The sequence below is a fragment of the Amycolatopsis sp. N2S4-7 genome, from assembly GCF_058119595.1.
Genome location: NZ_CP172299.1, coordinates 5,209,874 through 5,230,870, shown reverse-complemented (window position 1 = coordinate 5,230,870; position 20,997 = coordinate 5,209,874). Strand labels below are relative to the sequence as shown.

Sequence of the window (20,997 nt, the reverse complement as noted above, 5' to 3'; positions counted from 1 at the left end):
GCTGGACGCGTCCGAGTAAAGGTTCCGCTCGCCGACCGGTCAATGGGCCGAACGGAGCAGTGCGCGGTCCGGGCGATCAAGGAGATTCGCGCGAAACCGCAGGAAGGGGCGGTAGTCCAGACTGGTCTGAACCAATTAACAGACTTTCGTAGGAAATGTGCCGCGCCCCGGACCACCGGGCCCGCAGGTCCGCCCGATCAGGCGTGGGGGCCCGCCGCGGAATCCAGCCCCTGGCGGTACGCCTCGATCGCCTCGCCGAGATGACCACGTTGTCGGAGCACGTCGCCGAGGCGCAGGGCCGTCGAGATCGCCGCGCCGTGCAGCGAGGCCCCGGTCTGGATCCCGGCCGCCTCGCGCAGCAGCTTCGCCGCCGCCTCGAGGTCGCCCTGGGCCTGGGCGATCTGGCCGCGCAACCCCGTCGCCTCGCCCAACGCCTCCACGTCGCGAGCCAGGAGCGGCCACACCTCCGCGACCAGCGCCGCCGCCTCGTCCGGCGCGCCCTGGCGCAGCCGGACCTCGGCCAGCTCGACCGTCGCCCCGGCGACACCTTCCTCCGAGCCGATCGCGGCCAGCTGGTCGCGCGCCGCCGTCAGTTCCCCGCGTGCCTCGTCGAGCCGGCCCAGGCGCCGCAGGAGGTAGCCGCGCGCCCACCGGCACCGGGCCGCGTCGCGCTCGAACCCCACCGACGTGAACAGCCGGCACGCCTCGGTCAGGTCCTGTTCCGCCCGGTCCGCGCGCCCGATCGCCTGCCACACCTGCGACGCCTGGCGGTGGAACCGCGCGACGAAGTCCGGCCGCGAAGCCACCCGGGTCAGCCGGCGGCCCGCCTCGGCCGCGCGCCGTGCCCGGTGCAGCCCGCCCATCTCCATGAGCGGGTGGATCAACGCGCTGAGCAGGCACAACTCGGCGTCGGGGTCGGACGGCCGCGCGTCGAGCGCCTCTTCGACGCGCGCGATCGCGGTGCCCGCGTCACCGCTCAGGTACCGGCAGCCGGACCAGCGGTGCACGATCATCGCCCGCAGCCACGGCGGCGCGGCCGCGGCCAGCTCCTCGGCGTGTTCCAGCGCCTCCTGCGCGCCCGAGACGTCGAACAGCTGCCACTTCACCTCGGCCTGGCAGAACCGCGCGTAGCACTCGACGTCGTCGAGGTGGTACCCCGCCGCCTGCTTCGCCACCGAAGCGAACCGAGCCTCGGCGTCGGCGATCCGGCCCTGTTCGAGCTCGCGGTACCCCTCGTCGAGCGAAGCGCTCAGCTCGGCGGCGACGCCCCGGGGCCGGCCGAACCGCAGCTCGTCGACGGTCAGGCCCAGCCGCCGCGCCAGGTAGGCCAGCATCTCCTCCGACGGCGGGCGGCTGCCCGTCTCGACCTTCGCCAGGAAACCCCGGTCGTAGCCGGGCTCGGCCAGCGCGCGCTGGGTCCACCCGCGGTCGGTGCGCAACCGCCGGATCCGCGCGCCCAGCGGTTCGGTCATCTCCCCACGGTAGGTCATCGGGGCGGCCGTCGCGGAAACGGACATATTGACGTCTCCCGTGGTGCCGGGCTAGCGTTCTCCGCTAAATAGGAAACTTTCCTAACAAAGTGGAGGCCGAACCATGCGCCTGCTTCCCCTCGCGACGGCGGCGGCGCTCGCCGTGCCCCTCGCGGCCGCACCGGCCGAAGCGGCGACCGCTCCGGCTGCCGTGCGCGTCGACCAAGTCGGCTACGCGCTGGGCGAGGCGAAGCACGCGTACCTGCTCGGCGGCGCCCCGGGGAAGTTCGCCGTCGTCGACGAGCGCGGCCGCACCGTCCGTGAAGGCCGCACCGGCGCGAACCTCGGCGCCTGGAACGCCCGCTACCCGGCGGTGTTCGACCTCGACCTGTCCACTGTGGATCGCCCGGGCACCTACCGGATCAGGGCGGCGGGTGCGACGTCACCGCCGTTCCGGATCGACACCGCGCGCCGCCTGTTCCGGCCCCTGGTCGGCGCCACCACGGAGTTCTTCCAGGCCCAGCGCGACGGCCACGACGTCATCCCGGGCCGCCTCGACCGCGAGCCGTCGCACCTGGCCGACCGTGCTGCGACCGTCTACCACGAACCGAAGTTCGCGGGTGAGGGCGGCGACGAGATCGTCGAACCGCTGAAGCCGCAGGGCGGCCCGGTCGACGTCGAAGGCGGCTGGGTCGACGCGGGCGACTTCGTCAAGTTCACGTCCAACACCGCGTACTCGCTGGCCGAGCTGGGTTTCGTGCTCCGCGACAACCCCGATCCGGTGCTCGCGAAGGAGGTCCGGTTCGGCCTCGACTGGCTCGACAAGGTGTGGGACGGCCGGACGAAGACGCTCTACGCCCAGGTCGGCATCGGCACCGGCAGCGAGGAGTTCGGCTTCCTCGGCGACCACGACGTCTGGCGCAACCCGCAGGACGACGACGCCCTCGACGTCAAGCCCGGCGATCCCGCCTACTTCGTCAAGTACCGCCCGGTGTTCCCGGCCGCCCCGGCGGGCGCGCCGCTGTCCCCGAACCTCGCCGGCCGCGTCGCCGCCGCGTTCGCGCTCGGCGCGCAGGTGCAGGCCCACCGCGACCCGCGGCTGGCCCGGCACTACCTCGCCGAGGCCGCGGCCGTCTTCGCGCAGGCCAAGACGGCGGACGTCGGCGAGCTCGTCACCGCGTTCCCGCACGCCTACTACCCGGAGTCGTCCTGGGAGGACGACCTGGAGCTCGGCGCGACGCAGCTCGCCCTGGCGGCGCGCGCCCTGAACGACCCGCGCGCGAACGGCTGGGCCCGCGAAGCGGCGAAGTGGGCGAAGGCCTACATCGGCAGCGGCGACACCAGCACGTTGAACCTCTACGACACCAGTGCGCTCGCCCACGCCGACCTCGCCGTCCTGCTGCGCACGGGCGTCCCCGGCGCCGCGCTCGGCGTCCGCGACCTGGCCGCCGACCTCCGCCGTCAGCTGGACTCCGGGGTCGAGGCGGCCGGGAAGAGTCCATTCCGGACCGCCGTGGACGTCACGGACTTCGATGCCGCCAGCAAGAGCTTCGGCTTCGCCGCGACCGCCCGGCTCTACCAGCGCGTCACCGGCGACACCCGGTACGCGGCCTTCGGCGCGCGACAACGTGACTTCACGCTCGGCGCGAACGCCTGGGGCGTGTCGCTCGTGGTCGGCGTCGGCACGACGTTCCCGCAGTGCCCGCACCACCAGGCCGCGAACCTCGCCGGACCTTCGAAAGTGCTGTACGGCGCGGTCGTCAACGGCCCGAACGGCGCGGACAACTTCGCCGATCTGCCGTTCCCCGCGGGCGCCAAGGAATGCACCCGTCCGTATGAATCCTTCGACGGACAGGGAAGTCGCTACGCGGACGACCTGAGTTCATGGCCCAGCAACGAGCCCGCCATCGACTTCACCTCCACCGCCCTCTTGGCATTTTCGCTGGCGGGCAGGTCGTAGCATGGCCGGGTGAGCGAACAGTCTGAATTCCCCGACGGCCAGTACCCCGAGCGTCCGGTCGAGCGCCAGAAGGGCCCGGTCGTGCTGCGCGGCGACCGCCGTGACCAGGGCAGCACGACCGACCAGCGGCTGCTCGACTCGCGCGGGCCCACCGACTGGGTGCACACCGACCCGTGGCGCGTGCTGCGGATCCAGGCCGAGTTCGTCGAGGGGTTCGGCGCGCTCGCCGAGGTCCCGCGCGCGGTCACGGTGTTCGGCTCGGCGCGCACCAAGCGCGACCACCCGGAGTACGAGCTCGGCCGCAAGATCGGGGCCGCGCTGGCCAACGCCGGGTTCGCGGTGATGACCGGCGGCGGCCCGGGCGCGATGGAGGCCGTCAACCGCGGTGCGGCCGAGGCCGGCGGCTTCTCCGTCGGGCTGGGCATCGAGCTGCCGTTCGAGCAGGGCTTGAACCCGTGGGTCGACCTGGGCGTCAACTTCCGGTACTTCTTCGCCCGCAAGACGATGTTCATCAAGTATTCGCAGGCCTTCATCTGCCTGCCCGGCGGCTTCGGCACGCTCGACGAGCTGTTCGAGGCGCTGACCCTGGTGCAGACCAAGAAGGTCACGAAGTTCCCGGTGGTGCTGTTCGGCAGCGAGTACTGGGGCGGGCTGTACGACTGGATCGCCAAGACCGTGCAGGCCGAGGGCAAGGTCAGCCCGCACGACCTGGACCTGCTGCACGTCACAGACGACATCGACGACGCCGTCCGCGTGGTCCAGGAGTCCTACCAGGCCTGGGAGGACACGCACTGATGCGGCGGATCTGTGTTTTCTGCGGCTCGTCGATGGGTTTCTCGCCGCGCTACGCCGAGCAGGCGGCGGCGCTCGGCAAGCTGCTGGCCCAGCGCGGCATCGGCCTGGTCTACGGCGGCGCGAGCGTCGGCACGATGGGCGTGGTCGCCGACGCGGCCCTCGCCGCGGGCGGCGAGGTGATCGGCGTGATCCCGGAGGCGTTGTCGTCGGTGGAGATCGCGCACGCCGGGCTGTCGGAGCTGCACGTGGTCGCGGACATGCACGAGCGCAAGGCGAAGATGGCGGCGTTGTCCGACGGCTTCCTGGCCCTCCCGGGCGGCGCGGGCACGCTGGAGGAGCTGTTCGAGGTCTGGACGTGGGCCCAGCTCGGTCTGCACGGCAAACCGATCGGCCTGGTCGACGTGGACGGGTACTACGGGCCGCTGATGGCGTTCGCGGACCACATGGTGACCGAAGGGTTCGTGTCGCCGGGGTACCGGGATCTGCTGCTGACGGACCCGGACCCGGCGGCGCTGCTGGACAGGTTCGAGACGTATGAGCCGCCCGCCCCGCCGAAGTGGGCCAAGGAGCCGCCAGGGATTTAGCCTCGCCGCTCGGCGCTCGGCCCGGGCGGCCACCCGGCGGCTTGCCGCGACCTCGGCGCTCGCTCGGCGGGCCGTGGCGGGCCGGTGCGGCTTAGCGTGCCCCGCTTTCCGCCACCTCGGCGCTTGCCCGGGCGGGCCGGTGCGGCCACCCGCCCGCCTTTCGCGACCCGCCCGGCGGGCCGTGGCCGTCGCCCGGGCGGGCCTAGCGTTCGGCCGCCACCCACCCGCTTTCCGCGACCTCCGTGCTCGCCCGGACGAACGCCGCCACCGCCCGCGCGGGAACGGCTCGCCGTCGAGGTCGGCGAGCACCAGGGCCGCCCGGTCGGCCAGCCGGTGGCCGCGGGGGAGGAGCGCCACCTGGTCCTGCTCGAGCAGCAACTCCGTGTCGAACCCCGAGAGGTCGTCGTGCGGGGAGGAGCGCCACATCGATCGCCCGGGGCGCGAGCTGATCGTCTCCCGCAACTGGCGGGGGCCGCTGGCCCCCAAGTACAACTTCGCGAACCTCACCAGCTCGCTCATCTGGCTCGTCGACTAAGCGACGCCCTCGCTCGGTCGCTTGTGGTAGGTGTCGACGTACTCCTGGCCCGAAAGCTCCAGGATCGCGTACATGACCTCGTCGGTGACCGACCGGCGGATCGCCGGCGCGTAGTCCTGGCCCTCGTAGCGCGAGAAGTCCAGGGGCTTGCCGAACGTGATGCCGATCTTCGCGAGCCGCGGGATGCGGGCGCCCTCGGGCTGGAGGTGCTCGGTGCCGGTCAGCGCGACCGGCACCACCTTCGCGCCGGTCGCCAGCGCCAGTGCCCCGACGCCGGTGTGGCCGCGGTGCAGCCTGCCGTCCAGGGAGCGGGTGCCCTCGGGGTAGATCGCGAAGACGCCGCCCGCGTCGAGCACCTTGCGGGCCGCCTCCAGGGCGGCGAGCCCGGCCTGGGCGTTGCCGCGCTCGACCGGCACGTAGCCGAGGCCGCCGAGGAACCCGGCCAGCAGCTTGCCCTTGACGCCCTTGCCGGCGAAGTACTCGGCCTTGCCGAGGAACTTGACCTGCCGCGGTGTCGCGAAGGTGATCACGCCGGTGTCGAGCGCCGCCCGGTGGTTGGCGGCCAGGAGCACCGGGCCCGTCGTGGGCACGTTCTCCACGCCGTGCACCTCCGGCCGGTACACCGCCCTGGCCAGCGGTCCCAGCACGAACCGGACAAGCAGCGCGATCAAGTGGTCCTCCTCCTCGGATGCGGTGACCCCCAGCATGGCACGATCGTTACTCGTGAGTTGGTTCGAGCGGCGTACGTGGCAGGAGCCCGGGTGGACGCCCGAAGACATCCTGGCCGCGAAGGGTGACCGGACGGTTTCGGTCGTGCTACCGGCCCTGGACGAAGAGCGGACCGTCGGTGACGTCGTCGCGTCCGTGCGGCCGCTGCTCGGTGGCGTCGTCGACGAGCTCGTCGTCATGGATTCGGGTTCCACGGATGCCACCGCCGAAACCGCCGAAGCCGCCGGGGCGCGGGTGGTGCGCCGCGAGGACGTCCTGCCGGAGCTGCCGCCGGTGCCCGGCAAGGGCGAGGTGCTGTGGCGCTCGCTGGCCGCGACCAGCGGCGACCTCGTCGTCTTCCTCGACTCCGACCTCGTCGACCCGGACCCGGCGTTCGTGCCGTCGCTGCTCGGCCCGCTGGTCGCCGAGCCGGGCGTGCACCTGGTCAAGGGCTTCTACCGCCGTCCGCTGCGGCTGGAGAGCAGCGGCGGCGGGCGCGTCACCGAGCTGCTCGCCCGGCCGGTGCTCTCGGCGCTGCGCCCGGCGCTCGGCGGGCTGATCCAGCCCCTCGGCGGCGAGTACGCGGGCACGCGCGAGTTCCTCGAATCGGTGCCGTTCGCCGCCGGGTACGGCGTCGAGATCGGGCTGCTGCTCGACGCCGAGGCGCGGTACGGCCTCGACGGGCTCGCGCAGGTCAACCTCGGCGTCCGCAAGCACCGGAACCGGTCGCTGCCGCAGCTGGGCACGATGTCCCGGCAGATCCTCGGCACGGCCCTCGCGCGCTGCGGCGTCCCGGCCGCCGACGCGCCGTTCACGCAGTTCGTCCAGGTCGACGAGGAGTGGCTGCCGGACGTCACGAACGTCCGGGTCGCCGACCGGCCGCCGATGCGGGAAGTGCTCGCCCGTCCTCGAGGGTGAGGACCTCGTCGAAGCCGCCGAGGTGCTCGGGGCGGTGGGTGACGAGGACGACCGAGCCGCGCGCCTTGGCGAGGACCGCGGCCAGGACGGCGTCGCCGTGGGCGGGGTCGAGGCCTTCGACGGGCTCGTCGAGCACGAGGACGTCGGGTGCGGCCAGGACCGCGCGGGCGAGGATCAGCCGTTGCCGCTGACCGCCGGACAGGGCGTCGCCGTCCGGGCCGGTGTCACGGTCGAGGGCCAGGTCGAAGCCGGCGGTTTCGCAGGCTTCCCGCAGCTCCTCTTCGGTGGCCTCGGGCCTGGCCAGCAGGAGGTTCTCGCGGACGGTGGTGTGGAAGACGTGCGCGTCGGCTTCGGCGCCCGAGATGACCCGGTGGAGGCCGGAGTACTCGCTGAGCGGGTGGCCGTCGAGCGTCACCTGGCCTTCCGTCGGGGTTGCGGTGCCGAGGAGCAGGCGCAGGAGGGTGGTCTTGCCGGCGCCGCTGGGGCCGAGGATCCCGACGCGCCTGCCGGGCGCGAGGTCGAGGTCGATGCCCTTCAGCGCCGGGGCGCGGCCGGGGTACTGGACGCCGGCGCCGCGGAGCCGGAACTGGCCTCGCCGCGGGGTGCGGGTGCCGGTCGCGGGGACGGGCGCGGTGAGCACGGCCTTCACCCGGGCGGCCGACGCGCGGATCTCGGGGACGCGGCGCGCGGCGCCGATCAGCGGGAGGACGACCTCGAAGGTCGCCATGGCGCCGAGGGTGAGCGCGGCGGTCCACGGCACCGAGGCGTCGCTGAGCAGGGCGACGGCGACGGTGGTGAGCAGCTGGACGAGGGTGCCGGCGGCGGTGAGCAGGGCGGTGGCGGCCGACGTGGTCCGTTCGCTGCCCGCGAGATCGTCGACGACGCCGGTCGCTTTTCCGCGGTGTTCTTCGAGCGCGCCGGCGGCGACGAGCTCCCGGTGCCCGGTGACGAGCTCGACGGCGCGTTCGGCCAGCTCGGCCCGCTTCGGCGCGTTTTCCCGCGCGGCCTCGCCGGTGCTCCGGACGACCAGCCACGGCAGGAGCACGCCGGCGGTGAGCAGCCCGCCGGCGAGCGCGCCGGCGGCCGGCGCGGACGCGGTGGCGGTGACGCCGACGGCGATCGTCCCGACGAGCGCGGCGACCCCCGCGGGCAACAGCCACCGCAGGACGGCGTCCTGCAGAGCGTCCACATCGGACACGAGCCGGGTGACGAGGTCCCCGCCGGAGAACCGCGAGCCGGGGATGAGGGCCTGGTAGACGCGGGCGCGCAGGGCACCCAGCCACCGCAGGACGACTTCGTGCCCGGCGAGCCGTTCGGCGTACCGCAGGCCCCCGCGGAGCAGGGCAAGCGTTCGCACGGCAACGATGGCCACGGTCAGCGCGGTGAGCGGAGGCCGTTCCGCGGCGCGGAGCAGGAGCCAAGCCGCGGTGGCCATGAGGGCGAGCGCGGCGAGTTCGGCTCCGGCGCCGAGGAGGGCGGCGCGGAGAAGACGGAGGGTGTCCCTTGTGGACACGGCCCAGACGGTCATGCCGCCACCTCCCCGCGAACCCGGCCAGCGCGCAGTTCCACGACTCGGTCCGCCAGGGAAACCATCGCCGGGCGGTGGGCCACCAGGACCGCCGTCCGGCCGGGCAGCAGCCGCCGGGTCGCGGACAGCACCGCCTCCTCCGTCCGGGAATCCAGCCGGGCCGTCGGCTCGTCGAGCAGGACCAGCCCCGCCGCCGACCGCGCCAACGCCCGGGCCAGCCCGACCCGCTGCCGCTGACCGGCCGACAGCACCTCGCCGAGCTCGCCCACCGGGGTGTCGAAGCCGGCGGGCAACCCCGCCGCGACCGAGTCCAGGGCTGCCGCGCGGGCCGCGAGCCGCACGTCGGCCGAGGGAAGCCCCAGTGCCACGTTCGCAGCCAGCGAGCCGCGGAACAGCGTCGGCCGCTGGGGCACCCACGCCACGTCGGCCAGCCAGGAAGCCGGGTCGAGCGAGCGGAGGTCGACCCCGTCGACCAGGACCCGGCCCGAAGCGGGCGGCACGAACCCCAGCAGCACCGACAGCACCGTGCTCTTCCCCGACCCGCTCGGCCCCACCAGCGCGACCCGGGAACCCGCGGGCAGCGACAGGTCCACTTCGGACAACGCCGGAACACCGTCGTAGGAAACCGAAACCCGGTCGAAGACCACCGAAGGCGCACCGCGACGCCGGGTCCGCGCGGCAGCCGGCCGAAGGGGAACCACCGGCACGGAAAGGGCCTCCCGCAGCGCGGTCAACCCCTCGGCCGCCGCGTGGAACTTCGCGCCCGCCGCCCGCAGCGGCAGGTAGGCCTCCGGCGCCAGGACCAGGATCACCAGCGCCGTCCGGGCGTCCATCCCGCCGGCGAGCAGCCGGAACCCGATCGGCACCGCGACCAGCGCCACCGACAGCGTCGCGACCAGCTCCAGCACCAGCGACGACAGGAACGCCACCCGCAGGGTCTTCAAGGTGGCGTCGGCGTGGGCGTCGGCCATCGACCGGACGGTCGCGGCCTGCGCCGACGCCCGCCCGAACACCTTCAGCGTCCCGAGCCCGCGCACGACGTCCAGGAAGTGCCCGCCCAGCTTCGTCAGCAGCTGCCACTGGGTGGACGCCCGGGTGTGCTTCCCGACGAGGATCGCGAACACCGGGATGAGGGGCAGGGTGACCACCACGACCAGCGCCGACGTCAGGTCGGCCGTGAACAGCCGCACGATCACCGCGACCGGCACCACCACCGACACGACCAGCGACGGCAGGTACCCGGTCAGGTAGCTGTCCGTCGCGTCGACCCCGCGCGTGATCTGGGTCGCGACGACGCCGGCGTGGTCCGAAGCCGAGCCGAGCAGCCGACGGCGCAGGCCGCCGCGCACCGAGGCGGCGAACCGTCCACTGAGGACGCCGTGGCCGAACGCGAGCGCGACCCGCGCGGCGATCGCCACGACCAGGAAGAGGCTCACCCCGCCGCCGGTCAGCAGCGTGGCCAGTCCTTCGGCTTGGCCCAGCACCGCCACCGCGGTGAGCACCCCGAGCAGGGCCAAGGCGGCGAGGTACCGCCGGAGCCCGGGCAGAGCAGGCACGTTCGTCCCCCTAGAAGTGCAGCAGCGAACGCTGGTCGAGCGGACGGCGGTGGGCGCGCCAGGTCAGCCACTGCACCACCAGCAGCACCAGCACCGCGGGCGGCGCGAACCAGGCCAGCACCGCGAACGTCCCGGACGCCGTCGCCGCCTGGCCGACGCTCATCGCGGAGCCGGACGCGACCAGCACGGTCGGGAACCGGACCAGGCCGACGAGCAGGGCCGGGCACGCCGAAAGCACCATCGAACCGACGAGCGCGACCCGGTGCCGCCGCGTCGCCAGCGTGACCCGCAGCACCAGGAAGGCGGCGAAGGCCAGTACCACCACGGCGACGCCGAACCCGGTGACGCCGTCGAGGGCGAAGAAGCCCCACCCCGCGGCGATCACGAGGAAGGCCAGCACCGGTGTCGAGAAAGCCCGCGCCAGCCGCACCGCGCGGCCGGTGAGCTCGGCCGGCGCCCGCACGGCGAGGAACAGCGCCCCCTGCAGGCAGAACAGCGCGACGAACCCGAGACCCCACAGCACGGGGTAGGGACCGAAGAACGCGAGCACGTCCGCGCGCGGCGGCAGCCCGAGCACCAGGTTGCCGAGGAACAGGCCCCACGACAGCGCCGTCACCAGCGCGCCGCCGACGATGCCCGCCGTCCAGGCGCCGCGGCGCGCGTCCGGGCGGCGGCTGCGCAGCTGCATCGACGCGGTGAACGTGACCAGGCCGAGCAGCAGCGTCACGACCAGGACGTACGCCCCGGCGAACACCTGGCCCTCCAGGTGCGGGAACGCGCCGAACAGCAGGCCGACCGCGGCCACCAGCCACACCTCGTTGGCCAGGAAGAACGGCCCGAGCGCGCCGAGCGTCTGCCGCCGTCGCCGCTCGCCGGCTTCGAACGCGGGCAGCAGCATGCCGACGCCGTAGTCGTACCCCGCCAGCGCGAAGTAGCCGCAGGTCAGCAGGCCCAGCACGCACCACCAGACGGTCACCATGGGTCAGACTCCGCTCAGGACGGGCAGTTCGGCGGGCTCTTCGACCGGCTCCGGGCCGCGCTTGGCGACGCGCGCCATCAGCACCCAGTCGGCGACCGCGAGCGCGGCGAACAGCAGCGAGAAAGCGATGAAGGAGAACAGGATCTGACCGGCGGGGACGGCCGCGATCGCGTCCGCGGTGCGCAGCTTCCCCCAGACCAGCCAGGGCTGACGGCCGAGCTCGCGCACCAGCCAGCCGAGGATCGCGGCCACGAACGGCAGCGGGATCGCCGCGACCATCAGGTAGTGCAGGAAACGCGCCTTGGTGATCCAGTTCCGGACCAGCAGCAGCCCGCCCAGCAGCGCGCAGAGCAGCATGACGAACCCGAGCATGATCATCATGCCCAGCGGGAGACCGACCGCGCTGTCCTTGAGCTTGTCGGGCTGGTACTTCCGCAGCTCACCGAACTGCGCGAACCCCTGGTTGACCACGAAGACCGCGCCGACCACCGACGCCACCACGCCGACGCGCATCGACCGGCGGAAGAACTCGACCTCGGCCGTGCGCCGGAGGAAGTGCCACGCGCTGACGCCGACGACGAAGAACCCGCCGGTCAGGATCGCCGCGCCGACGACGTGCGGCAGGGACGCGACCAGCGCGGGGTTGCCGAACAGCGCGCCGAAGTCGTCGAGGCGCAGCGTGCCGCCCTCGACGTGGCTGCCGACCGGGTTCTGCAGGAACGAGTTGGCCAGCATGATGAACAGCGCCGACGCGTACGCGGTCAGCGTGACCAGCCAGATCAGCGCCAGGTGCAGCCACTTGTCCATCCGCCCGAAGCCGAAGATCCACAGGCCGAGGAAGGTCGACTCGAGGAAGAACGCGACCAGCGTCTCGATGGCCAGCGGCGCGCCGAAGACGTCACCGGCGAAGGCGGAGAGCCCGGTCCAGGTCAGCCCGAACTGGAACTCCATCACGATGCCGGTGACGATCCCCAGCGCGTAGTTGATGACGTACAGCCGGCCCCAGAAGCGGGTCATGCGCAGCAGTTCGGGCTTGCCGCCGAGCGTCCAGCGCGTCTGCATCACGGCCACCAGCGTGACCAGCCCCAGGGTGAGCAGCACGAACAGGAAGTGGAACGAAGTCGTCGTCGCGAACTGGAGTCTCGCGACCGGGAGTGCGTTCATGTAGACAGGCTACACGTAGTCTGCCTACATGTAGTCAGCCGACGTGTAGACTGCGTACTCATGAAGGCGGACACCTTGCGCGGGCACCTCGACGCGCTGCTGCTGGCCGTGCTCGACGGCCGGAAACTGCACGGCTACGCGATCATCGAGGCGCTCCAGCTGCGCAGCGACGGTGCGCTCGACCTGCCGACCGGCACCGTCTACCCGGCGCTGCGCCGGCTGGAGCGGGCCGGCTGGCTCGCCAGCGAGTGGGACGTCGTGTCCGGCCGCAAGCGCCGCACCTACCGGCTCACCCGCTCCGGCGAGCAGGCGCTCGCCGCCGAACGCACCGAATGGCGGGAGTTCACGACGGTCATCGGGGGAGTGCTGGGCGCATGATCGACGAGTACCTGGGGGACCTCGACCGGCGGCTGCACGGCTGCGGCCGCTTCAAGGCCGACCTGCTCGAGGAGGCGCGCGACGGGCTGCACGACGCCGCCGACGCCTACCGCGCGGGCGGCTGGAGCGACGCGGACGCCGAGCGCCGCGCCGTCGCCGACTTCGGCCCGGCGGCCGTCGTCGCCCGCGACTACCAGGCCGAGCTCGGCATGCTCAGCGGCGTCCGCACGCTGTGGAAGCTCGTCATCGGCGTCCCGGCGATGCAGATCGCGTGGGACTACGCCCGGATCCTCACCTTCGGCGAGTGGACGAAGCTGTCGACGCCGACACCGGAGTGGTACAAGGTCGTCACGCACGCCTCCCACGGCGCCGTGTTCGTCGTGCCGGTGATCGGGGTGCTCGCGCTGCTCGGCATCCGGTGGCTGAGCCGCCGCCTGGACGGCACCGGGCTGGCCCGGTTCTGCGGGGTGCTCATCGCGCTCGCCGTCGGCGTCAACCTGGCGTCCGTCGGCCTGCTGATCGGCGCGACCGGCTTCGTCGACGTCTCGAGGCTGTTCCTGAGCGTCCCGTGCGTGCTGCTGATGGTCGCCTGGGTGCTGCTTTCGATCCGGCTGGTCGTGCTCGCGCGACGATCCTGGGGTGGGTATGCCACGATCGTGACGTGACGACCGCGCTGATCTACCTCGTAGTCATGCTGCTGGTGGCTGCCGTGGTGTTCCTGCTCGCCGCCGTGGTGTTCGGCCGGGGCGAGGAGCTGGCCCCGCTGCCGCCGGGCAGCTCGCCGACGCGGCTGCCCGCGGAGGACATCACCGGGGAGGACCTGAACGAGGTCCGCTTCCAGCTGGTGCTGCGCGGTTACAAGATGTCCGAAGTGGACTGGGTGATGCGCCGCCTCGGTGTCGAGCTCGACGAGCTGCGCGCCCGCGTCGCCGAGCTGGAGCAGCGCGAGCGGGAGCGGGAGAGCTCGTCCGAGGGCGCCCAGTGACGGATCTGGTGCTCTCGGTCGACGTCCGCGCCCCGGCCGGGACGACCTGGCTCGCGCTGACGGACTGGACGCGCCAAGGCGAGTGGATGCTCGGCACCGAGGTCGAGGTCGTCGAGGGCAACGGCCGCAGCGTCGGGTCGCGGCTGGCGGCGTTCACCGGGGTGGCCGGCATCGGCTTCACCGACACCATGGAGATCACCAGCTGGGAGCCGCCGGTGCGGTGCGCGGTCCGGCACCTCGGCAGCTTCGTGCAGGGCACGGGCGTGTTCCAGGTGGTGCCCAAGGGCGCGACGCGCTCGACGTTCGTCTGGGCCGAGCACCTGCGGCTGCCGTTCGGGCCGCTGGGCCGGCTGGGCTGGCCGGTGGTGCGGCCGGCGTTCGCGCTGGGGGTGCGCCAGTCGCTGCGGCGGTTCGCGCGGTTCGCGGAGGACTATTCGGTGGGCGGGGATGACTGAACTGATCGGCACCGACGGCGTCGCGCGGTGCAGCTGGGGCAATTCGACCCCGGACTACGCGGCGTACCACGACGAAGAGTGGGGCGTGCCGCTCCACGGCCAGGACGAGCTGTACGAGCGACTGTGCCTCGAGTCGTTCCAGTCGGGGCTCTCGTGGATCACGATCCTGCGCAAGCGCGAAGGCTTCCGGAAGGCGTTCAAGCAGTTCAAGCCGGCGAAGGTGGCGAAGTTCGGCGACGCCGACGTCGAACGGCTGATGCAGGACGCGTCGATCGTGCGGAACCGGGCGAAGATCCTGGCCGCGATCAAGAACGCGCAGGCGATCGCTTCCCTGGACACGCCGCTGGACGACCTCTTGTGGTCGTTCGCGCCTTCTGCTCATGTCCGACCGAAGACGATGGCCGACGTCCCGGCGATCACGGACGAGTCCAAGGCGATGGCGAAGGAGCTGAAGAAGCGCGGCTTCGTCTTCCTCGGCCCGACGACGTGCTACGCGCTGATGCAGGCCACCGGCATGGTCGACGACCACGTCCGGGGCTGCTTCCGGGCGGCCTGAGCCCGGAAGCGGCCCCGGCGTCACTTGCCCTGGAAGTCCGGCTTGCGCTTGCCGACGAAGGCTTCGACGGCCTCGGTGTGGTCGGCGGTCGCGCCGAGCGCGGTCTGGGCGGCGTCCTCGGCGTCCAGTGCCTCGTCGAACGTCGACTGGGCGGCCAGGTTGAGCACGCCCTTGATCTTCGCGTAGGCCACCGTCGGCCCGGCCGCGAGCTTGGCCGCGACCTTCTGGGCGCGCGCCGGCAGCTCTTCGTCCGGCACGACCTCGCCGACCAGGCCGAGCCGCAGCGCCTCCGCCGCGTCGACGGTGCGGGCCAGCAACATCAGCTCGGCCGCCCGGCCGTAGCCGACCAGCCGCTGCAGCGTCCAGGACGCGCCGCTGTCCGGGCCGAGCCCGACGTTGGCGAAGGCCATCAGGAACGACGACGACTCGGCGGCGATCCGCAGGTCGGAGGCGTAGGCGAAGGCGGCGCCCGCCCCGGCGGCGGTGCCGTTGATCGCCGCGATGACCGGCTTCGGCATGCCCACGATCGTCTTGACGATCGGGTTGTAGTGCTCCTTCACCGTGTGTAGCGGAGCGGGGTCACCCGCCTGCAGCAGTCCCACGTGTTCCTTCAGGTCCTGCCCGGCGCAGAAAGCCTTGCCCGAAGCGGTCAGGACGACCGCGCGGACGGCTTCGTCGTCCGCCGCCTCGCGCAGCGCCGCGAGCAGTGCTTCCTTCAGCTCGACGGTCAGCGAGTTGTACGCCTGCGGCCGGTTGAGGGTCAGGGTGCGCACCCCGTCGGCGTCGGCGGTCAACAGGACGTCGGATGTGGTCACGTCTTCTCCTTGCGCGGATACGTCGGTCGCCCGACAGTCTTTCACCTCGCGCGAGCCGCATACCAGCACCGATACGGCGGCAAAAGATCGGTCCGCTGATGCGCCCGGCCGCTGATGAGGGACAATGGACACCAGACCCGGCTGGCTTTCACGCGAGCGCGACCCGGGCGCGCCGGTTGAGACGGAGGGAGCACGCTATGGCGGCCATGAAGCCCCGGACCGGAGATGGTCCCCTCGAAGTGACTAAGGAGGGGCGGGGCCTCGTGATGCGCGTACCGCTCGAGGGTGGTGGGCGACTCGTCGTCGAACTCTCCGCGGAAGAAGCGAAGGACCTCGGCGCCGCACTGGCGGAGGTCACCGGCTGAGCCGACCCCCTCGTACCGTCCTTCCGTCGCACCCCGGTCTCCCTTCGGAGGCCGGGGTCGCGGTTCCTCTGCGCCCGAAGGTTGCTCACTGTGCGTAATCCGCTACCCCCCGTTCCGACGAACCTGCTCGACATCGAGGTCACGGGCGAGCTGCGCCGCGGCGTCCCGACGGCCCGCCTGGTGGCGGCTCCCGACAACGATGACGTCGAGCCGCTGGAGATCGAGGGCGTCCGGATCAGCGGCAAGCCGGGCGACGTGCAGACGGTGCCCGGCGACGGGCCCCGCTGGGTCGCGGGGCTGGGCGACGGCGAGCCGAAGCAGTACCGCAAGACCGGCGCGGCGCTGGTCCGCGCGGTGAACGCGGCGCTGGCCGACGACGTCGAGCACGGCGGCAAGGCGTTCCGCGCGGTGCAGCTGGCCCTGCCCGAGGAGGCCGGCCCGGAGCACGTCACCGAGCTGGCGCTGGGGCTGCTGCTCGGCGGCTACCGGTTCAAGGTGTCCGGCGACGAGCCGAAGCCGGTGGTGCGGACGGTGCGGCTCGTCACCGGCGACCCGGCCGTGGCGGAGCCGGCCGGCCGAGCCGCGGTGCTGGCCGCCGCGACGGCGCTGACCCGCGACCTCGCGAACACGCCGTCCAACGCGAAGACCCCGGCCTGGCTGGCGGACACGGCGGCGAAGGTGGCCGGCCCGCGCGTCGAGGTGACGGTCCGGGACGAGCGCTGGCTCACGACGCACGGCTTCGGCGGCGTCCTCGCCGTCGGCGGCGGTTCGGCGCGGCCGCCGCGGCTGATCGAGCTGGCGTACAAGCCGTCGGGAGCGGCGAAGCACCTCCTGCTGGTGGGCAAGGGCATCACGTTCGACACGGGCGGCCTGTCGATCAAGCCGGCCGACGGCATGCACCTGATGCGCACGGACATGGCGGGCGGCGCGGCGGTGATCGCGGCGGTCCGCGGCATCGCGGCGCTGGGCCTGCCGGTGCGGGTGACGGCCCTCGTCCCGGCGGCGGAGAACCACGTGTCGGGGTCGGCGTACCGCCCCGGCGACATCGTCCGCCACTACGGCGGCAAGACGACCGAGGTGGCGAACACGGACGCGGAGGGCCGCATGGTCCTGGCGGACGCGCTGGCCTACGGCATCAAGCGGTTCGCCCCGGACTACGTGGTCGACGCGGCGACGCTGACCGGCGCGATGAAGGTCTCGCTCGGCCTGCGCACGGGCGGCCTCTTCGCGTCCGACGACTCCTTGGCGGCGCTGGTTTCCGCCGCGGGCGCCCGGGTGGGCGAGGCCTGGTGGCGGATGCCGCTGGTGGAGGACTACGCCGAGAACGTCCGCGGCGAGTTCGGCGACGTCCGCCAGACCCCGGGCGGCCCGGGCGGCATCACGGCGGCGCTGTTCCTGCGGGAGTTCACCGAGGGGCTCCCGTGGGCGCACCTGGACATCGCCGGGCCGGCCCGGTCGGAGAAGAACTACGACGAGGTGGTCCCGGGAGCGACGGGGTTCGCGGCCCGGACGTTGGTGGAGCTGGCGGCTTCGCTGGCCTGAGCCGGCTCGAGCAGCAGCGCGGTCAGCTCGGCGGGCATGGTGATCATGCAGTCGTGGCCGGTCGGCAGCTCCCGCAACCGCGCGTCCGGCGGCACGGGCCGCCGGGTGATGCCCTCCGGCTTGCCGCCGACGCAGTGGATGTGCGTGCGCGGGATCTCCCGCACGGCCGGGTTGTCCAGTCGCACCGGTTGCACGAGGCAGTTCACCGGCTGGTCCGAGAGCATCGAGCGCAACCAGGCGACGTCCTCGGGCACGGTGACCCCGAACAGGCCCAGCGGCGGCGGCTGCTCCGGCAGCGGCGGCACCCGCCACCCGTCGACGGCGGCGTCGATGAGCTCCTTGGTGATGGGCAGGACGTCGACCGCGGTTTCGCCGTCTTCGGGGACCATCGCGTCGAGGTACACCAGGCGCGCGATCCGCTCGGGGAGCCGGTTCGCCACCGACGAGATGACCAGCCCGGCGTAGCTGTGCCCGACGAGCACCACGTCCGTGAGCCGCTCGTCTTCGATCAGCCCGGCGATGTCGGCGACGTGGGTGTCGAGCCCCACCTCGGGGCTCAGCAGGTGCGCTTTGTCGCCGTAGCCGGTCAGCGACGGCGCGAAGACCCGGTGTCCGGCCGATTCCAGCAGCGGGACCACCCGCTCCCAGCACCGCCCGCTGTGCCAAGCCCCGTGTACCAGCAGAAATGTCGTCATGCGCGCCTCGGTTCCGATCAGTGCCTCGGTACCATTTGGTAACCGGAACCATCGTGGTCCACTTGACGCGCACCGGGCAATAAGGCACTTTCCGGTGCCCCGGTTCTCTGGAGGTAACCGTGCAGGACCCGTGTCAGACCCGCGAAGTGCTCGGCATCGTCGGGGACAAGTGGGCGTTGCTGGTGGTCCGCATGCTCAAGGACGGCCCGCGGCGCTTCACCGAGCTCAAGCGGTCCATCGAGGGCATCAGCCAGCGCATGCTCACGGTGACCCTGCGCGACCTCGAGCGCGACGGGATCCTGACGCGCACGGTCCGCAACGTGATGCCACCGCACGTCGAATACGAGCTGACCACGCTGGGCCGCACCCTCCGCCAGGCGGCGGCGCCCCTGCTGGAGTGGAGCATCAAGCACCTGCCGGACATCGACGCGGCCCGCGCGGCGTACGACAACCGCTAGTGGGTCCTGGTGGCCAGGACGTGGTCGCGGAAGCCGGTCACCGCCGGGGTCATCGGCTCGTCGGCCCGCCACACCAGGCCGATGGTCCGGTAGGGCCGGGGTTCCAGCGGCACTTCCGCCACGCCGGCCGGGCTGCCCGGCCCGAACCGCGGTAGCAGAGCCACCCCGAGCCCGGCCGCCACGAGGCCGCGCACCGTGTCCGACTCCTGGCCCTCGAACGCGATCCGCGGGGTGAAGCCCGCCGCCGCGCAGAGCTCGTCCGTCAGCGTCCGGACCCCGTAGCCCTGCTCCAGCAGCACGAACTCTTCCTCGGCCAGCTCCGCCACGCGCACCGACCGCCGTCCCGCGAGGGGGTGGCCGGCCGGGACCGACAGCAGGATCTCCTCGTCCACCAGGCCCGCGGAGGCGAGGGTGGGAACGGTCGGCAGCGGCGCGAGCAGCGCCAGGTCCAGCTCGCCGCCCGCCAGCCGGTCGACCATCTCCTGCCGCGAGCCCTGGACCAGCGTGAACCGCACGCCCGGGTACCGCGCCCGGTGCCCGCGCAGCAGCGAAGGCACCAGCGACCGCCCGAGCAGGTGCAGGAACCCGAGCACGACGTGCCCCGACTCCGGCGACACCTCCTCGCGCGCCAGCCGGACGCCGGTGTCGATCGCCGCGAGGCCGCGTTCGGCCGCTTCGGCCAGCAGGTCCGCCGCCCGGGTCAGCCGGATCCCGCGGCCGTCCGGAACGGTCAGGGGCGCGCCCAGCGCATCCGCGAGCGCCGCGATCCGGCGGCTCACCGTCGGCTGTGGCACGCCCAGCAGCTCGGCCGCGCGTGTGACGTTCCTCGTCTCCCGGAGCGCGACGAGCAGCGGTAGGTGCGGCGCGACCTGCGCGGACAGCGAGTCATACGTCATCGCATCAATCATGACAGATCAGCGCATTAGACGTATTGGTTAGCGCTGCTTACTTTCAGTGGGTGACCACCACGCGCCGAGTCAAGACCGCCGTCGCCGCGGCCGGGATCTCCTCCTTCGCGCTGCTCTACGCCCCGCAGCCGGTGCTCCCGCAGCTCGCCGCGCAGTACCACCTCGACCCCGGCGGCGCGGCACTCGCGGTCAGCGTCGCGACCGGCGCGCTCGCCGTCGCGGTCCTGCCGATCGCCGCGCTGTCCGAAGTGATCGGCCGCCGGCCGGTGATCCTGACGTCGGTGAGCGCGTCCGTCGTGTTCGGGCTGCTCCTGCCGCTGATGCCGACCTACCCGGCGCTGCTGGTCCTGCGCGCGCTCCAAGGCGTCGCGATCGCCGGCTTCCCCGGGGTCGCGGCCGCCTACCTGGCCGAACGCCTCGGCCGCGCGGGCGTCGCCGCCGCGGTCGGCGCGATGATCGCGGGCAACACGATCGGCGGCATGCTCGGCCGGCTGGCCAGCGGGTTCACCGCCGGGCCGCTCGGCTGGCGCGGCGCCCTGTTCGTCGTCGCGGGCGTGGGCGCGGTGTGCTCGGCGATCACCGTGGTGACGCTGCCGCCCGGCACCCGCCCGCGCGGCGACGCCCAGCTGCGCGCGGTCGCCCGGGGGCTGGTGACAGCGTTGAGCAAGCCGGTGCTGCTCGCCCAGTACGCGGTCGCGCTGCTCGCGATGGGTTCGTTCGTCGCGCTCTACAACGCGGCCGGCTTCCGGCTGACCGGCGACCCGCTGCACCTGTCCCCGGCGATCGCCTCCCTGGTGTTCCTCGCGTACGCGACCGGCTCGGTGTCCTCGGCGGCAGCCGGCCGCCTGGTGGCCCGGGTCGGCCGCCGCCGCGCCCTGATCGGCGCCTTGCTCCTGACGGCGGTAGGCGCGGCGCTGACACTGCCGGACTCACTGCCACTGGTGATCGCCGGATTCCTGCTGTTGACCTGCGCATTCTTCGCGGCCCACGCGGTCGCGAACGGCTGGGCGGCCGCCGACGCCCCCGAGAACGCCCGCGGCCAGGTGGGCGGCATGTACACGGCGACGTACTACTTGGGCAGCAGCGTCGGCGGCGCAGCGGGGGCGTACGTGTACGGCCACGCGGGCTGGCCGTGGCTGATCGCGGTGGTGGCGGCGTGGCTGCTGGTCGCCGCGGGGGCCGTCGTCGCGGGGACGCGGGTGCGAGTGGCGCGGGGCGAGCTGGTCAACGCCGGGTGAGCCGGTCTGCTCGCGCTCGCCAGGCTTGCGTGATGCTCGGGCTCGATCGGTCGGTGGGCAGTCGTGACCTGCGGCCGGACAGGCTCACCCTTCGCGGGTTCCGCGGCGCGAGAATCCGCAGAACGGCCGGATTCTGGGGCCGATGGCTCGTTCGAAGGTGGGGTGGCTACCGGTGAGCAGGCCGCGGATCCAGGTGGCCTCGCCGGCCAGGCCGTTGGCGAACCCGACCAACACCTCCGGCCCGGGCGGATAGGCCACCCGGTGCCCGCGGGGCGGGGATCGGTCGATGCCGGTGGCACCACCCCCGGGCCATGCCTGCGACTGGGGGCGTAAGTCATCCCGGGCCCACCGCCGCCCCCGGCGAAACCGGCGCCGAACAGCCGGTTGTCCACAGGCGAACCACCCT

General features: G+C 72.9%; 23 protein-coding genes. 14 read left to right on the top strand and 9 right to left on the bottom strand.

The window, feature by feature from the left end; all coding sequences use genetic code 11:
* Positions 1–197: 197 nt before the first annotated feature.
* Positions 198–1,490 (bottom strand): helix-turn-helix domain-containing protein, encoded by a 1,293-nt coding sequence (locus ACH54P_RS24230; RefSeq protein WP_489916606.1) that lies wholly within the window; start codon positions 1,488–1,490, stop codon positions 198–200.
* A 103-nt stretch (positions 1,491–1,593) separates the two neighbouring features.
* Between ACH54P_RS24230 and ACH54P_RS24225 the strand changes: the two genes are divergently transcribed.
* The 4 genes from ACH54P_RS24225 to ACH54P_RS24210 all read left to right on the top strand — a co-directional run bounded on the left by ACH54P_RS24225 (position 1,594) and on the right by ACH54P_RS24210 (position 5,343).
* Positions 1,594–3,429 (top strand): glycoside hydrolase family 9 protein, encoded by a 1,836-nt coding sequence (locus tag ACH54P_RS24225; RefSeq protein ID WP_489905666.1) that lies wholly within the window; start codon positions 1,594–1,596, stop codon positions 3,427–3,429.
* Positions 3,430–3,438: 9 nt separating this feature from the next.
* Positions 3,439–4,224: an LOG family protein gene (locus ACH54P_RS24220; RefSeq protein WP_285482659.1), complete on the top strand. Its 786-nt coding sequence runs from the start codon at positions 3,439–3,441 to the stop codon at positions 4,222–4,224.
* On the top strand, positions 4,224–4,808 hold the full coding sequence (locus ACH54P_RS24215) for an LOG family protein (protein ID WP_489905665.1): 585 nt from the start codon (positions 4,224–4,226) through the stop codon (positions 4,806–4,808). The genes ACH54P_RS24220 and ACH54P_RS24215 overlap by 1 nt, the downstream gene beginning before the upstream one ends.
* Positions 4,809–5,190: 382 nt before the next feature.
* Positions 5,191–5,343, top strand: a complete 153-nt coding sequence (locus ACH54P_RS24210) for a hypothetical protein (RefSeq protein WP_489905664.1) — start codon at positions 5,191–5,193, stop codon at positions 5,341–5,343.
* Here the strand turns inward: ACH54P_RS24210 and ACH54P_RS24205 are convergent.
* Positions 5,340–6,014, bottom strand: a complete 675-nt coding sequence (locus tag ACH54P_RS24205; protein ID WP_489905663.1) for a lysophospholipid acyltransferase family protein — start codon at positions 6,012–6,014, stop codon at positions 5,340–5,342. The two genes, ACH54P_RS24210 and ACH54P_RS24205, sit on opposite strands and share 4 nt — an antisense overlap.
* Before the next feature lie 52 nt (positions 6,015–6,066).
* On the opposite strand from ACH54P_RS24205, the gene ACH54P_RS24200 reads away from it, so the two are divergent.
* Positions 6,067–6,969: a glucosyl-3-phosphoglycerate synthase gene (locus tag ACH54P_RS24200; RefSeq protein WP_489905662.1), complete on the top strand. Its 903-nt coding sequence runs from the start codon at positions 6,067–6,069 to the stop codon at positions 6,967–6,969.
* On the opposite strand, the gene cydC is transcribed toward ACH54P_RS24200, so the two are convergent.
* The 4 genes from cydC to ACH54P_RS24180 are packed head-to-tail and all read right to left on the bottom strand — an operon-like array spanning position 6,905 to position 12,196.
* A complete protein-coding gene (gene cydC, locus ACH54P_RS24195) occupies positions 6,905–8,497 on the bottom strand; it encodes a thiol reductant ABC exporter subunit CydC (RefSeq protein ID WP_489905661.1) in 1,593 nt (530 codons plus the stop codon). The genes ACH54P_RS24200 and cydC overlap by 65 nt on opposite strands.
* Positions 8,494–10,053, bottom strand: coding sequence for a thiol reductant ABC exporter subunit CydD (gene cydD, locus ACH54P_RS24190; RefSeq protein ID WP_489905660.1), 1,560 nt, complete (start codon positions 10,051–10,053; stop codon positions 8,494–8,496). The genes cydC and cydD overlap by 4 nt, the downstream gene beginning before the upstream one ends.
* Positions 10,054–10,063: 10 nt before the next feature.
* Entirely contained in the window at positions 10,064–11,032 is a 969-nt protein-coding gene (locus tag ACH54P_RS24185) for a cytochrome d ubiquinol oxidase subunit II (RefSeq protein ID WP_489905659.1), read from the bottom strand.
* 3 nt (positions 11,033–11,035) lie between these two features.
* Positions 11,036–12,196 (bottom strand): cytochrome ubiquinol oxidase subunit I, encoded by a 1,161-nt coding sequence (locus ACH54P_RS24180; RefSeq protein ID WP_489905658.1) that lies wholly within the window; start codon positions 12,194–12,196, stop codon positions 11,036–11,038.
* 60 nt (positions 12,197–12,256) lie between these two features.
* Here ACH54P_RS24180 and ACH54P_RS24175 point away from each other — a divergent pair, with 60 nt between their 5' ends.
* From ACH54P_RS24175 to ACH54P_RS24155, 5 genes are read left to right on the top strand one after another with little or no spacing between them, the layout of a single operon-like run.
* Positions 12,257–12,574, top strand: a complete 318-nt coding sequence (locus ACH54P_RS24175; protein WP_003086561.1) for a helix-turn-helix transcriptional regulator — start codon at positions 12,257–12,259, stop codon at positions 12,572–12,574.
* Entirely contained in the window at positions 12,571–13,239 is a 669-nt protein-coding gene (locus tag ACH54P_RS24170; protein WP_489905657.1) for a permease prefix domain 1-containing protein, read from the top strand. The genes ACH54P_RS24175 and ACH54P_RS24170 overlap by 4 nt, the downstream gene beginning before the upstream one ends.
* Positions 13,236–13,559 carry a DivIVA domain-containing protein gene (locus tag ACH54P_RS24165; RefSeq protein WP_489905656.1) on the top strand — a complete coding sequence of 108 codons (324 nt, stop codon included), beginning with the start codon at positions 13,236–13,238 and terminating at the stop codon, positions 13,557–13,559. The genes ACH54P_RS24170 and ACH54P_RS24165 overlap by 4 nt, the downstream gene beginning before the upstream one ends.
* A complete protein-coding gene (locus tag ACH54P_RS24160) occupies positions 13,556–14,014 on the top strand; it encodes an SRPBCC family protein (protein WP_489905655.1) in 459 nt (152 codons plus the stop codon). The genes ACH54P_RS24165 and ACH54P_RS24160 overlap by 4 nt, the downstream gene beginning before the upstream one ends.
* Complete coding sequence (locus ACH54P_RS24155; RefSeq protein ID WP_489905654.1) at positions 14,007–14,570, top strand: DNA-3-methyladenine glycosylase I; 564 nt, start codon at positions 14,007–14,009, stop codon at positions 14,568–14,570. Before ACH54P_RS24160 ends, ACH54P_RS24155 begins: the two co-directional genes overlap by 8 nt.
* 20 nt (positions 14,571–14,590) lie before the next feature.
* Here the strand turns inward: ACH54P_RS24155 and ACH54P_RS24150 are convergent, their stop codons facing one another.
* Positions 14,591–15,385 carry an enoyl-CoA hydratase-related protein gene (locus tag ACH54P_RS24150; protein WP_489905653.1) on the bottom strand — a complete coding sequence of 265 codons (795 nt, stop codon included), beginning with the start codon at positions 15,383–15,385 and terminating at the stop codon, positions 14,591–14,593.
* Between the two features lie 197 nt (positions 15,386–15,582).
* On the opposite strand from ACH54P_RS24150, the gene ACH54P_RS24145 reads away from it, so the two are divergent.
* Both ACH54P_RS24145 and ACH54P_RS24140 read left to right on the top strand, forming a co-directional pair.
* Positions 15,583–15,750: a DUF3117 domain-containing protein gene (locus tag ACH54P_RS24145; protein ID WP_013222969.1), complete on the top strand. Its 168-nt coding sequence runs from the start codon at positions 15,583–15,585 to the stop codon at positions 15,748–15,750.
* Between the two features lie 90 nt (positions 15,751–15,840).
* A complete protein-coding gene (locus tag ACH54P_RS24140) occupies positions 15,841–17,292 on the top strand; it encodes a leucyl aminopeptidase family protein (protein ID WP_489905652.1) in 1,452 nt (483 codons plus the stop codon).
* Here the strand turns inward: ACH54P_RS24140 and ACH54P_RS24135 are convergent.
* On the bottom strand, positions 17,217–17,987 hold the full coding sequence (locus tag ACH54P_RS24135; RefSeq protein WP_489905651.1) for an alpha/beta fold hydrolase: 771 nt from the start codon (positions 17,985–17,987) through the stop codon (positions 17,217–17,219). The genes ACH54P_RS24140 and ACH54P_RS24135 overlap by 76 nt on opposite strands.
* Before the next feature lie 119 nt (positions 17,988–18,106).
* Between ACH54P_RS24135 and ACH54P_RS24130 the strand changes: the two genes are divergently transcribed.
* Positions 18,107–18,445: a winged helix-turn-helix transcriptional regulator gene (locus ACH54P_RS24130; RefSeq protein WP_489905650.1), complete on the top strand. Its 339-nt coding sequence runs from the start codon at positions 18,107–18,109 to the stop codon at positions 18,443–18,445.
* Here ACH54P_RS24130 and ACH54P_RS24125 read toward each other — a convergent pair.
* Positions 18,442–19,341, bottom strand: coding sequence for a LysR family transcriptional regulator (locus tag ACH54P_RS24125; RefSeq protein WP_489905649.1), 900 nt, complete (start codon positions 19,339–19,341; stop codon positions 18,442–18,444). The two genes, ACH54P_RS24130 and ACH54P_RS24125, sit on opposite strands and share 4 nt — an antisense overlap.
* Before the next feature lie 62 nt (positions 19,342–19,403).
* On the opposite strand from ACH54P_RS24125, the gene ACH54P_RS24120 reads away from it, so the two are divergent.
* Positions 19,404–20,591 (top strand): MFS transporter, encoded by a 1,188-nt coding sequence (locus tag ACH54P_RS24120; protein ID WP_489905648.1) that lies wholly within the window; start codon positions 19,404–19,406, stop codon positions 20,589–20,591.
* The last annotated feature ends 406 nt before the right edge of the window (positions 20,592–20,997 follow it).